Here is a 14,672-nt window from a genome sequence, read left to right as displayed (position 1 = left end):
CACAGTATATATAGTAATATGATAACAATTTGTTATATATATTGTATTTTTTATGATTATATTGTAATAAATAATTTTTTTATGTAATTTTTGTACACAATATTTTTGTATATAATATATCAATATGTTTATATTTGCAGAAAAATAATAACAAAAAGATATATTATTTAGTTTTTCAGTTTACAAAATGTAAAAATAAGATGAGATTCACTAAAATGCAGGGTGCTGGTAACGATTATATATATGTAAACGGATTTCAAGAAAATATAAAAAATCCTGAAAGGTTGGCCATAGAATTGAGTGACAGGCATTTTGGTGTCGGATCAGATGGATTGGTTATTATTTTGCCGTCGAAAAGGTGTGATTTCAAAATGAGAATGTTCAATCCAGATGGCTCGGAAGCGGAGATGTGTGGTAATGCATCCAGATGCATCGGAAAATATGTATATGATAAAGGGTTAACTGATAAAAAGGAAATTACTCTTGAAACTAAAGCCGGAATAAAAAAGCTGAAATTTACAGTTACAAAAAATAAAGTAAAAAACGTGTGTGTTGATATGGGAGAACCTATTATTTCTCCTTCTCTAATTCCCGTATCGAAAATAGGTGATTCCATCATCGGAGAACCATTTTCTGTCGGGGATGAACAATATAAGATAACTTGCATATCTATGGGAAATCCTCATACCGTTATCTTTTTGGAAAGTTTTGATAATATAGATTTACATCAGACAGGTTATTCTATCGAACATCATCCTCTGTTCCCTCAACGAACAAATGTTGAATTTGCAATAATAGAATCAAAAAACAATATACGGATGAGAGTGTGGGAAAGAGGGACAGGAGAAACTCTTGCTTGCGGAACAGGAGCCTGTGCTACGTTAGTAGCTGCGGTACTGAATGGATTTGCAGAAAGGAAGGCTGTGCTTCATTTATTAGGAGGTGACTTGCTAATAGAATGGAATGATTTGGATAATCATATCTATATGACGGGAGATGCAATTACCGTTTTTGAAGGGGAGACAGTCGATCGATTTTAATAAAGTATGAAAAGAGACGAGAAATATTTAGTTATATGGCATTAGTTAATGAGCAGTTTTTAAAATTATCGGAGAGCTATCTTTTTAGTGAAATTACTAAGAAAGTAAACGCTTTTAAAGTGATTCATCCTGAAGCAAAAGTAATCAGATTGGGAATTGGAGATGTAACTCTTCCTTTGCCAGAAGCAGTTATTGATGCATTGCACAAGGCTGTAGACGAAATGTCCGTTTCAGAGACATTCAAAGGGTATGGTCCAGAACAGGGATACCGTTTTTTAATCGATACGATTATCAAACATGATTATGAAACAAGAGGAATTTCCTTAGACCCGGATGAAGTCTTTATCAATGATGGAGCCAAAAGCGATACAGGGAATATAGGAGATATATTAAGCAAAGACAATCGCATTGCGGTGACCGACCCGGTGTATCCAGTATATATCGATTCCAATGTGATGGGGTGTCGTGCAGGAGAGAAAAACGAGGACGGCCGTTGGAGCAATATTGTTTATATTCCTTGCAATGCAGAAAACCATTTTATTCCGGAACTTCCAGAGATACGTCCCGACGTGATTTATTTGTGTTATCCGAATAACCCTACCGGAACAGCTTTATCAAAAAAGGAACTAAAAAAATGGGTGAATTATGCAATATCCAATAATATCCTTATTTTGTTTGATGCTGCTTATGAAGCATTTATCCAGGAAGAGGATGTTCCTCATAGTATTTATGAAATCAAAGGAGCAAAACAAGTTGCAATTGAATTCCGAAGTTTCTCTAAAACAGCAGGATTTACTGGTTTAAGATGTGGATATACGGTTGTACCGAAAGAACTAAAGGCCTTTAATTTCGCTGGAGATAAAATCTCATTGAACCGATTATGGAACCGACGGCAAAGTACGAAATTCAATGGTACTGCTTACATAGTACAACGAGCAGCAGAAGCAATCTATACTCCTGAAGGGAAAGTTCAGACTAAAGTTCGTATCAATTATTATATGAGAAATGCGAAATTGTTGCACGATAATTTAAAATCGATAGGATTAGAAGTTTTCGGAGGTGTAAACGCTCCTTATATATGGGTGAAAGCTCCGAAGGGTATTACTTCGTGGAAGTTTTTCGATAGACTACTTTTTGAAAGACATATCATCGGAACTCCAGGTGTTGGATTTGGTCCGTCCGGTGAAGGGTATTTGCGGCTTACTGCATTCGGAAAGTATGAAGACACCTTCGAAGCTATAGAACGTCTGAAAAACTGGAAAATATAAAAAATAATTACACACGATAACGAATAAATTTATCTGTTATGTCAACATTAAGATTCAAAGTAGTAGAAGAGGCTTTTACCCATAAAGCTGTAGCAGTGGAAAAACCTGCAGAACGTCCTTCAGAATATTTTGCCAAGTATGTGTTTAATCGCGAAAAAATGTTTAAATATTTACCGAAAAAAACATATGATGCCTTGGTAAATGTAATTGATAACGGTGCACCTTTTAATCGAGAAATAGCAGATAGTGTTGCAGCTGGAATGAAAAAATGGGCAATGGAAATGGGAGCTACTCATTATACCCATTGGTTTCACCCTTTGACAGAAGGCACGGCCGAAAAACATGATTCTTTTATTGAACACGATAGTAAAGGTGGTGTTGTAGAAGAATTCTCCGGAAAATTATTGATTCAACAAGAACCTGATGCATCGAGCTTCCCTAACGGGGGTATTCGTAATACGTTTGAGGCGAGGGGATATTCTGCTTGGGACCCATCATCTCCCGCTTTCATTGTAGACGATACTCTATGTATTCCTACGATATTCGTTTCGTACACCGGAGAGTCGTTAGATTATAAGACACCTTTGTTAAGGGCTTTGAATAGTGTGAATAAAGCCGCTACTGCTGTATGCAATTACTTCGACCCTAATGTAAAGAAAGTCTTTTCATATTTAGGCTGGGAACAAGAATATTTTTTAGTAGATGAAGCTTTGTATTCGGCTCGCCCTGACCTTTTGTTGACAGACCGCACATTGATGGGACATGATAGCGCGAAAAACCAACAGCTTGAAGACCACTATTTCGGTGCTATACCTACCCGAGTTTCGGCTTTTATGAAAGACCTCGAAATAGAATGTCTGAAGTTAGGTATACCAGCCAAAACCCGTCATAACGAGGTTGCTCCTAACCAGTTTGAGTTGGCGCCTATATTTGAAGAAGTGAATCTTGCAAACGACCACAACCTCTTGTTGATGAGTGTGATGAAAAAAGTCGCACGTCGTCACAATTTCAGAGTTTTGTTACACGAGAAACCGTTCAAGGGAGTCAATGGGTCAGGTAAGCACAATAACTGGTCTTTAGGTACTGATACCGGCATATTACTTTTTGCACCGGGAAAAACTCCGAAAGAAAATTTACAGTTCATGACATTTATTATTAATGTGATGACCGCAGTTTATCGCCACAATGGACTATTGAAAGCAAGTATTGCATCGGCTACTAATGGACACCGTTTAGGAGCCAATGAAGCACCGCCCGCTATCATATCTATATTTATGGGAAAACAGGTCAGCGAGATTTTAGATACTATGGCATCTTTCAATTCAAAAGATGATTTTAAGATGAACGGTAAAGAAGGGTTTGATTTGGGAGTTACCCAAATCCCAGAAATACTTCGTGACAATACCGACCGTAATCGAACATCACCATTTGCTTTTACTGGTAATAGATTTGAATTCAGAGCTGTAGGATCTTCGGCAAACTGTGCTTCGGCAATGATTGCTTTAAATGCTGCAGTAGCCGATCAGTTACAAGAGTTCAAAACGTTAGTGGATAGTCGTATCGCTAAAGGCGAATCTACCGAGAAAGCAATACTATCCGTATTAAAAGAATATATAAACGAATCGAAAAATATTCGTTTCGATGGAAACGGTTATAGCGATGAATGGAAAGCTGAAGCTGCTCGCCGCGGATTAGATTGCGAAACCAGTGTTCCTGTAATTTACGATAATTATTTGAAACCAGAAAGTGTGAAGATGTTTACCGACACACATGTATTCTCAGAAGTAGAACTTCATGCCAGAAATGAGGTAAAATGGGAGACGTATACCAAGAAGATACAGATAGAAGCTCGTGTACTTGGAGATTTGGCAATAAATCATATTGTCCCTGTTGCGACTCGTTATCAATCTCTTTTGCTGGATAATGTTTTTAAGATTAAGAGTTTGTTCCCAGCCGAAAAGAGTGAAGTTATCGCAAATCAGGATATGGAAGTAATCGAAAAAATTGCAGCCCATTTATTGGTGATAAAAGAGAAAGTTCATACGATGATCGAAGCCCGGAAGGTTGCCAATAAAATAGAATCTGAGAGAGAAAAAGCCATAGCATATCATGATACGGTTGCCCCATTGATGGATGAAATACGTTACCATATTGATAAACTTGAGCTGATGGTCGATAATGAAATGTGGCCATTGCCCAAATACAGAGAATTGTTATTTATTCGATAGTTTTTTTACGGTTACGGAAGGAGAAAAGATATAGTTTTTAGTTCATGTTTCTCGTTTCACGTTTTTCAAATTCTTATCGTTACTTTTCAAGTTCCGTAACCGTTTTTACCAAGTTATTAAATTATGCAACAGTATAGATTACCACATCGACAAGGATTATATGACCCCAGCTACGAGCATGACGCTTGTGGAGTGGGGCTATTGGTTAATATACATGGGGTTAAGTCTCATCAAATTGTAGAAAAAGGATTACAGGTTTTAGAGCATATGGTACACCGCGGAGCTGAAGGTGCCGACTCGAAAACCGGAGATGGTGCCGGCATTATGGTGCAGATACCTCACGAATTTATTCTGTTACAAGGAATCGCTGTACCCGAAAAAGGTCGTTATGGCACAGGATTGGTATTTTTACCAAAAGATGTTGAGGAACAATCTGAGATGTTGGACGTAATACGTAAGATCATTACAGAAGAAGGCCTTTCCCTGTTGGCAATTAGAGACGTTCCTGTTAACAGTTCTGTATTAGGTACCGGATCATTAGCCACTGAACCAGATATTAAGCAGTTATTCATTACCGACACAACCGAGAATACCTTACTTGAACCCAAATTATATGTCCTTCGCAAAAAGATTGAAAAACAAATCTTAGATTCGGCTTTTAAAAATAAAAGAGCCTTTTACATTGTCAGTCTTTCGTCTCAAAACATCGTATATAAAGGGATGTTGTCATCTTTACAATTGCGTTATTATTTCCCCGATTTAATAAGCCCTTATTTTACGTCGGGAATGGCATTGGTGCATTCCCGTTTCAGTACCAATACTTTTCCGACTTGGGATTTGGCACAACCGTTTAGGCTATTGGGACATAATGGAGAAATAAATACTATACGAGGCAATCGTTTATGGATGGAAGCCCGTGAAAGCGTTCTGCAACCGTCGAATCTCGGAAAAGAACCTCTTACTCCAATTATACAGCCTGATATGAGTGATAGTGCCTCATTGGATAATGTGCTCGAATATTTTGTTATGGCGGGAATGAGCTTACCTCAAGCATTGGCGATGTTGATTCCTGAAAGTTTCAATGATAAAAATCCAATATCGACAGATTTGAAAGCTTTTTATGAATACCATAGTATTTTGATGGAACCGTGGGATGGCCCCGCAACATTACTTTTCTCAGACGGACGATATGCCGGAGGTATGCTCGACAGGAACGGTTTGAGACCAGCACGCTATTTGATTACCCAAAACGATATGATGGTTATAGCATCGGAGACCGGAGTTTTAGCTTTTGAAGCGGCCGAAATTAAAGAAAGAGGACGTTTACGCCCGGGAAAGATGTTGCTTATCGATATGGAAAAAGGTAAAATTTATAAAGATGCGATGCTGAAAGAAGAATTGGCAGGAGCATTTCCATATAAAGAATGGCTTTCGAAAAATCGGATTAAATTGGATGAAATCAGCTCGGGACGTACAGTAAAACATAGTATAGAAGACTATCCTCAACTATTACAAGTATTCGGGTATCATAGAGAAGATGTCGAAAAAATAATGACTCCTATGATAGTTGATTCCAAAGAACCGGTTAGTTCAATGGGAAACGATACACCTTTGGCCGTATTATCCGACCAACCTCAACGATTGTTCAGTTATTTCCGTCAACAATTCGCCCAAGTAACGAATCCTCCGATTGATCCTCTGCGAGAAGAACTGGTAATGTCTTTAAGTAGCTACATCGGGGCGATTCATCAAAATTTACTGGAACCCTCGCCAGAGTTGTGCAAAATGGTCGAACTGAAACGTCCGATATTGACGAATACCGAACTTGACATTCTTTGCAATTTAAGATACAAAGGTTTCCGTACTCGGAAATTACCCATGCTTTTCTCTGTAAAAGAAGGTACTCGGGGATTAGAAAAAGCCATAGAAAATCTTTGTCATGAAGCTGAAAAAGCTGTAGATGAAGACTGTAACTATATTGTATTGAGCGACAGAAATATCGATAAAGATACAGCCCCCATACCGTCTTTATTAGCTGTTTCGGCTGTTCATCACTATCTCATATCTCAAAGAAAAAGGGTACAAATTGCATTAGTTGTAGAAACAGCCGAAGCAAGAGAAGTGATGCATTTTGCTCTTTTATTAGGATATGGAGCCAGTGCCATAAATCCCTATCTTGCTTTTGCTGTTGTCAACGATTTGGTAGAACGTAAAGAAATACAATTGGATTATCATACAGCCGAGAAAAATTATATCAAAGCCATAGATAAAGGTTTGTTGAAAATTATATCGAAAATGGGTATTTCGACAATCTGCAGTTATCGAGGAGCACAATTATTCGAAGCTATAGGATTATCATCTACATTGATAGAGACTTATTTCAAAGGTACGGTATCGAAAATAGAAGGTATCGATATCAATGAATTGGTAGCCGATATATTATTATCCCATCAAGCAGCTTATTCAGCTGACTTCAAGACAGATTCTCCTCTAAGACACGATGGAATATATACTTATCGTAAAGATGGAGAATACCATGCGTGGAATCCTGAAACTATTGCTACATTGCAATTGGCCACAAGGCTGGGTAGTTATAAGAAGTTTAAAGAGTATACATCCTATGTAGATAATAAACCAAAACCTGTATTTATCCGAGATTTTATGGATTTCAAAAGAAATCCTATCGATATTTCTCTCGTAGAACCAGTGTCGGAAATTACTAAAAGGTTTGTTACCGGAGCTATGTCATTCGGTTCCATTAGCAAAGAAGCGCATGAAGCTATGGCTATAGCGATGAATGCTCTCGGTGGTAGAAGTAATACAGGAGAGGGAGGAGAAAATCCTTCTCGTTTTATCCCGAGAGAAGATGGCAGCCTTGCTCGTAGTGCAATAAAACAAGTGGCATCCGGTCGTTTTGGAGTTACGGCTGAATATTTGGTCAATGCAGATGAAATACAAATAAAGATTGCACAAGGTGCTAAACCGGGAGAAGGAGGGCAATTACCCGGATTTAAAGTGGATAAAATTATTGCAGAGACTCGGCATTCTATTCCGGGTATATCTTTAATATCACCACCTCCTCATCACGATATATATTCTATCGAGGATTTGGCGCAGTTGATTTTTGATTTAAAAAATGTCAATCCACAAGCTCGTATCAGTGTGAAATTGGTATCAGAGAGTGGGGTAGGAACTATTGCTGCCGGAGTAGCCAAAGCAAAGGCCGATTTGATTGTTATCAGCGGTTGTGAAGGGGGAACAGGGGCAAGTCCTACAAGTTCTATCCGTCATGCAGGATTACCTTCTGAATTAGGATTATCCGAAACACAACAAACTTTAGTTATAAATAATCTGAGAGGACAGGTAAAGTTACAAGTCGACGGACAACTCAAAACCGGTCACGATATAATTATCCAAGCTTTGCTCGGAGCAGAAGAATTCGGATTTGCCACAAGTGCTCTTATTGTCTTAGGTTGCGTAATGATGCGTAAGTGCCACATGAATACTTGTCCTGTAGGTGTTGCGACTCAAGATGAAAGACTGAGAAAACGCTTTACTGGACGTTCTCAATATCTGATTAATTTCTTTACATTTTTGGCAGAAGAAGTCAGGGAATTATTGGCAGAAATGGGGTTCACAAAATTTGAAGACATCATAGGACGCTCGGATTTGATAACGATAAAAGATACATCTGTCAAGAAAACGAAAAATTTGGATTTTTCTAAAATAATTTATCAACCGGAAGAAGCATCGGTAAATGCTGTCCGAAAAATTGTTGAACAAGATCATAAGATAGACGATATCCCCGATCGTATGCTTATCAAAGTAACCGCTCCGGCGATAGAGTCAAAAATGTCGGTCGAGCTGGACTTTCCTATTTATAATACTGACCGTGCTGTCGGGGCTATGCTGTCGGGAGTTATTGCCAAAAAATATGGAGAGAAGGGATTACCTGACGATTCTATCTACTGCAAATTTAAAGGCTCTGCCGGACAAAGTTTCGGTGCTTTCTTATCACATGGAATAACTTTCCGATTAGAAGGTGACGCTAACGATTATGTGGGTAAAGGACTATCCGGAGGGAAAATCCTGATTGTTCCTCCTCGGGGAGTGTCTTTTGCTCCTGAAGAAAATATTATTGCGGGAAACACTTTGCTCTATGGTGCTACTTCAGGAGAAGTGTATATAAACGGACGAGTAGGCGAGCGATTTTGTGTGAGAAACAGTGGAGCCATTGCTGTTGTTGAAGGAGTCGGAGACCACTGTTGTGAATATATGACTGGCGGAAGAACCGTGGTATTAGGAACGGTCGGACGTAACTTTGCTGCAGGTATGAGCGGAGGTATTGCTTATGTATGGAATAAAGATGAAAATTTCGATTATTTCTGCAATATGGAGATGGTTGAACTTTCCTTAATCGAAGAAACAACCGACAATCGGGAATTACACGAACTGATTACCCGACATTTTGACTATACTCGAAGCCCCTTGGCAAAACGTATGCTCGACAATTGGAACGAATATGTCAATCAGTTTATTAAAGTAATACCGATAGAATATAAAAAAGTACTTCACGATGAAAAAATGTTGGCATTGCAACAAAAAATAGCCGAAGTACAAAGAGATTATTAATTGAGATGATACATTATTTTAAAGGATGAAATGATATGGGAAACCCAAAAGCTTTCTTGACTATAAAAAGAAAAGAAGCGGGATATCGTCCCGTGAATGAACGAATATATGATTATGGGGAAGTAGAACAGACTCTCAATGAAGAAGATCGGCAATTACAAGCATCCCGTTGTATGGAGTGTGGAGTAGCATTTTGTCATTGGAGTTGTCCGCTGGGAAATAAACAACCGGAGTGGCAAGATGCACTATACAAAGGAAAATGGAAAGAGGCCTACAAACTATTGGTTGCTACTGATGATTTTCCTGAATTTACAGGCCGTGTGTGTCCGGCTTTGTGCGAAAAAGGTTGTGTCTTGAATAAAATCGGTGAACCCGTGACGATTCGTGAGAATGAAGCTGCAATTATAGAAAAAGCCTTTGCAGAAGGATATATTACACCCCAAATGCCGAAAATTCGGAATGGCAAGAAAGTTGCTGTTATTGGGTCGGGGCCTTCAGGATTGGCTTGTGCCAACCGCTTGAATCGAAAAGGATATACGGTAACAGTATTTGAGAAAGATGAAAAGCCCGGAGGATTACTTCGATATGGTATTCCTGATTTCAAACTGAATAAATCGGTTATCGACCGGAGAATAAAACTGATGAAAGAAGAAGGCATAATATTTAAATGTTCAGTAGAAGTCGGAAAACAAATAAAAGCTGCAAAACTTTTGAATGAATACGATGCAATATGCATAGCTATCGGTTCAGGAGTTCCCCGAGACTTGAAAGTCGAAGGTCGGAATTTGAAAGGTATCTATTTTGCATTGGACCTTTTAAAGCAACAAAATAGGGTAATTGCCGGTTGTCCGATTCCTGAAGAAGACCGTATTTCGGCAAAAGGGAAAAAAGTATTAGTTATCGGAGGCGGAGACACCGGGTCCGACTGTGTCGGTACATCTATCCGGCAAGGAGCAACGGAAGTAACCCAGATAGAAATTATGCCTAAACCTCCCGTAGATTATAATCCCGATACACCGTGGCCTTATTATCCTATGATATTGAAAACTTCGAGTTCCCATAAAGAAGGTTGCAATCGACGTTGGCTGTTAGATACCAAACGATTTATCGGTGAAAATGGGATTGTAAAAAAAGTAGAGGTTGTAGAAGTCGAATGGGAAAAAGATGAGGCCGGACATCCCCAATTGAAACGAACCAATCGTTCTGAAATTATTGAGGCAGATTTGGTTTTATTAGCTATGGGTTTCGTACATCCGGTTTACGAAGGTCTATTGGAAGAATTGGGGGTCAAGTTGGATGCTCGAAAGAATGTGGAAGTAGTCGATGGCAAAAGCTCTGTAGATAAAGTCTTTGCTGCAGGAGATTCTGCTTTTGGTGCCAGCCTTGTAGTCAAAGCTATTGCGTCAGGAAGAAAGACCGCATCGAAAATAGACGAATACGTTAAAAACATTAAATAAGTAATCGTGTATATTGACTACGTCGTTTTATCGGTATTAAATTATGTTATATGTAGACGAAAATAAACATATTTTTCTTTCAGAAGTGAGGAGAAACATTTCTCTTTGTAGTGCTTTTTCAAGGAAATACGTTTATAACAAGAATAAAGAAAATGGCAGAAGCAATTAAGCATGAGTGCGGTATAGCTATGGTAAGATTGCTAAAACCGTTATCGTATTATCAAAAAAAATACGGAACATATTTATACGGTCTAAACAAGTTATACCTGTTAATGGAAAAACAGCATAACCGGGGGCAAGAAGGCGCTGGATTGGCTTGTGTTAAACTTAAAGCCCAACCGGCAGAAGAATACATTTTCAGAGAACGGGCTATGGGAACCGGTGCTATCCAGGAAGTTTTTTCGAATGTACATATTCAAATGGCGAACGTTCACGGAGATATATCTGATACTGAATGGTCAGCGCAACATTTACCTTTTGTCGGAGAAATATATATGGGCCATCTTAGATACAGTACGACCGGAAAATCGGGAATATCCTATGTCCATCCGTTTTTACGACGAAATAATTGGAAAGCCCGTAATTTGACACTTTGCGGAAACTTCAACATGACCAATGTTGATGAAATCTTTGAACATATCGTATCAGAAGGACAACACCCCAGAAATTACGCTGACACGTTCATTATATTAGAACAAATCGGACACGCTCTTGATATAGAAAATCAGCGTTTATATGACCAGTTTAAACAGGAAGGCCTGCGAGGTATAGAACTTACCAAAAAGATAGAAGATAATTTAAATATAGGTGCAATTTTGCGTTCAGCTTCGCATATATGGGATGGAGGATATGTAATTTGTGGTATTACCGGAAGTGGTGATGCCTTTTCTTTTAGAGACCCGAGAGGTATAAGACCTGCATTTTATTATGTCGATGACGAAATTGTGGTAATAGCTTCGGAACGTCCGGTAATACAGACTGTTATGAACCTGACTACAGACAAAGTAAAAGAATTGCATCCTGGAGAAGGAATCATTATCAATAAAAGTGGGCGAGTTATTCTCGAGCAAATTCAACCACCACTCAATTACAGTGCATGTTCTTTTGAACGAATTTATTTTTCAAGAGGAAGTGACGTCGATATATACAAAGAGAGGAAAGAACTGGGTCGTTTATTAGTAGAACCGATACTCAAAAATATCGATAATGACTTAGAACACTCTGTCTTTTCTTTTATTCCGAATACTGCTGAAGTCGCTTTTTATGGAATGCTGGAAGGGTTAGAAAGCAACCTCAATGAATACAAAGCTGAACAAATTAGGAAATTACCTGACATGAAAAGCGATGAACTGAATCAAATTCTGAAAATGAAAGTCCGTTCGGAAAAAGTCGCTATAAAAGATATCAAGTTACGTACCTTCATTGCAGAAGGTGAAACTCGGGACGATTTGGCAGCACACGTTTATGATATAACATATGGAACAGTAACTCCCTTGGTTGATAATTTAGTTGTTATAGATGATAGTATTGTAAGAGGAACGACGCTGAAACAAAGTATTATTAAAATATTGGACCGACTACAACCTCGAAAAATCGTAATCGTTTCATCCTCTCCGCAAGTACGCTATCCGGACTGTTATGGTATAGATATGTCTCGTATGAGCGAATTTATCGCTTTTAAAGCTGCCGTAGGATTACTGAAAGAAAAAGGTATGGGAAGTTTATTAACCGAAGTATATGAAAAATCGAAAAAACAACAATTCTTGCCTAAAGAAAAAATTGTGAATTATGTAAAAAATATTTATGCTCCTTTTTCTCAAGAAGAAATTTCTTTAAAAATTGCAGAAATGCTGACGCCAACTGGTACAAATGCCCAAGTGGAAATTGTTTATCAGACTTTAGACGGATTACATCGGGCTATACCGAATCATCCAGGTGATTGGTATTTTTCTGGAGATTATCCAACACCAGGAGGAAACCGATTAGTAAATAATGCATTTATTAATTTCATGGAAGGAGACTATCAGAAGAGATCTTGAATTATAAATAAAAATTGAATATGTGTGGAATCGTAGGATATATAGGAACTCGGGATGCTTATCCTATATTGATAAAAGGATTACATCGATTGGAATACAGAGGCTATGATAGTGCCGGCCTGGCATTAATAGCTGCAGATAATAAAACATTGAATGTATATAAGTCGAGAGGTAAAGTCGCTGACTTAGAACGATTTGCCCAGTCAAAAGATGTAACTGGATTTATAGGTATTGCCCATACGCGTTGGGCTACACATGGAGAACCTAATGATGTAAATGCTCATCCACACTATTCTCAATCTGAAAATTTAGCATTGATACACAACGGTATTATAGAAAACTACAGTACTATCCGGACCGAGTTGGAAAGCAAAGGATATACGTTCAGAAGCAATACAGATACCGAAGTAATTGTCTATTTAGTAGAATATATACAACAAACAAATCATGTAGATTTATGTACAGCTGTCCAATTGACCCTTCATCAAATTGTCGGAGCATATGCGATAGCTGTCATAGAAAAAGGTAATCCAAATTGTATAATTGCGGCTCGTAAAAGTAGTCCACTAGTAATAGGTATAGGAGATAATGAATTTTTCTTAGCATCTGATGCAACACCTATTATTGAATATACAGATAAAGTTGTGTATCTTAATGATGAAGAGATCGCTAAAATTGAAAGAGATAAACCTCTAAAAATCATAAATTTGAAAAATGTGATTATTACTCCTCAGATAAAAAAATTGGCTATGAATCTCAGTCAGTTAGAAAAAGGCGGATATCCACATTTTATGTTAAAGGAAATTTACGAACAACCTAAAACATTACTTGATTGTATTCGTGGCCGTATCAATGTTGAAGGTAATAATATCGTTCTGTCCGGGGTTATCGATAATCGTGACAAATTCGTTCGAGCTTCTCGCATTATTATTGTTGCCTGTGGTACCTCTTGGCATGCAGCTTTAATAGGAGAATATTTGATTGAAGATTGGTGCCGTATTCCAGTCGAAGTAGAGTATGCATCGGAATTTAGATATCGAAATCCGGTGATACATGCTGACGACGTAGTTATTGCCATATCTCAGTCTGGAGAAACAGCCGATACTCTTGCCGCAGTCGAACTTGCAAAGTCAAAAGGAGCCTTTATTTACGGTATCTGTAATGTTATCGGTTCGTCTATTGCTCGAGCTACTCACTCAGGATCATACATTCATGTGGGACCAGAAATTGGAGTCGCATCTACCAAAGCATTTACTGGACAAGTGACAGTTTTGAGTATGTTGGCTTTAACTATTGCCAAGGAAAAGGGAAGTATCCCCCATAAAAAATATGAGGAGAAGGTACAAGCTCTAAAAAATATTCCCGCATTACTTACCGAAGTTTTGAAACAGTCTGATAAAATCAAAGAACTCTCTAAAATATTTACTTACGCACATAATTTCATCTATTTAGGACGTGGATATAATTATCCGGCAGCATTAGAGGGGGCATTGAAACTGAAAGAAATCTCATATATACATGCTGAAGGTTATCCAGCTGCAGAAATGAAGCACGGGCCAATTGCGTTGATTGATACAGAAATGCCTGTTGTTGTCATAGCTACGGCAGATCGTATTTATGAAAAAACGATTAGTAATATTCAAGAAATTAAAGCCCGAAAAGGGAAAATAATTGCTATTGTAACAGAAGGTGACACTGTAGTCAAGGATATAGCTGATGTGTGTATTGAAGTACCTAAGACGATAGAGGAATTTGAACCTATTGTTTCTTCTATACCTTTACAGCTTTTGGCCTATTTCATTGCAGTCAATAAAGGGAGAGATGTAGATCAACCTAGAAATCTGGCAAAGTCAGTAACTGTTGAATAGAAAAATAGCGTTCGTAACTGATGCCATGAAATAAATAAAAGCAAATCTGGTATACTGCTCTATCTCAACATAAGCAAAATAAAGGAATCAGGCAAATGCCCGATAGTTGGATATATCACCGTTAACACACCCTACAGATG

At 38.1% G+C, this 14,672-nt stretch carries 7 protein-coding genes; all 7 read left to right on the top strand.

What is annotated here, in order from left to right; all coding sequences use genetic code 11:
• Positions 1-200: 200 nt before the first annotated feature.
• The 7 genes from dapF to glmS all read left to right on the top strand — a co-directional run bounded on the left by dapF (position 201) and on the right by glmS (position 14,532).
• On the top strand, positions 201-1,040 hold the full coding sequence (gene dapF, locus BN2628_RS03010) for a diaminopimelate epimerase (RefSeq protein ID WP_021930159.1): 840 nt from the start codon (positions 201-203) through the stop codon (positions 1,038-1,040).
• Positions 1,041-1,075: 35 nt separating this feature from the next.
• The gene (locus BN2628_RS03005) at positions 1,076-2,308 is read left to right on the top strand and encodes an LL-diaminopimelate aminotransferase (RefSeq protein ID WP_021930160.1); all 1,233 of its coding nucleotides are present in this window, start codon (positions 1,076-1,078) and stop codon (positions 2,306-2,308) included.
• Between the two features lie 38 nt (positions 2,309-2,346).
• Positions 2,347-4,536 carry a glutamine synthetase III family protein gene (locus BN2628_RS03000; RefSeq protein ID WP_055095986.1) on the top strand — a complete coding sequence of 730 codons (2,190 nt, stop codon included), beginning with the start codon at positions 2,347-2,349 and terminating at the stop codon, positions 4,534-4,536.
• A 123-nt stretch (positions 4,537-4,659) separates the two neighbouring features.
• On the top strand, positions 4,660-9,168 hold the full coding sequence (gltB, locus tag BN2628_RS02995; RefSeq protein ID WP_021930162.1) for a glutamate synthase large subunit: 4,509 nt from the start codon (positions 4,660-4,662) through the stop codon (positions 9,166-9,168).
• A gap of 35 nt (positions 9,169-9,203) precedes the next feature.
• Positions 9,204-10,625, top strand: a complete 1,422-nt coding sequence (locus BN2628_RS02990; protein WP_021930163.1) for a glutamate synthase subunit beta — start codon at positions 9,204-9,206, stop codon at positions 10,623-10,625.
• Between the two features lie 152 nt (positions 10,626-10,777).
• Complete coding sequence (locus BN2628_RS02985; protein WP_021930164.1) at positions 10,778-12,664, top strand: amidophosphoribosyltransferase; 1,887 nt, start codon at positions 10,778-10,780, stop codon at positions 12,662-12,664.
• A gap of 20 nt (positions 12,665-12,684) precedes the next feature.
• Positions 12,685-14,532: a glutamine--fructose-6-phosphate transaminase (isomerizing) gene (glmS, locus tag BN2628_RS02980; RefSeq protein ID WP_021930165.1), complete on the top strand. Its 1,848-nt coding sequence runs from the start codon at positions 12,685-12,687 to the stop codon at positions 14,530-14,532.
• The last annotated feature ends 140 nt before the right edge of the window (positions 14,533-14,672 follow it).

The sequence above is a fragment of the Gabonia massiliensis genome (assembly GCF_001403595.1).
In the GTDB taxonomy this organism is placed as follows: Bacteria; Bacteroidota; Bacteroidia; order Bacteroidales; family Coprobacteraceae; genus Coprobacter; species Coprobacter secundus.
Note: the sequence above shows the minus strand (reverse complement) of the source record. Positions and strands in the feature narration are given on the sequence as shown.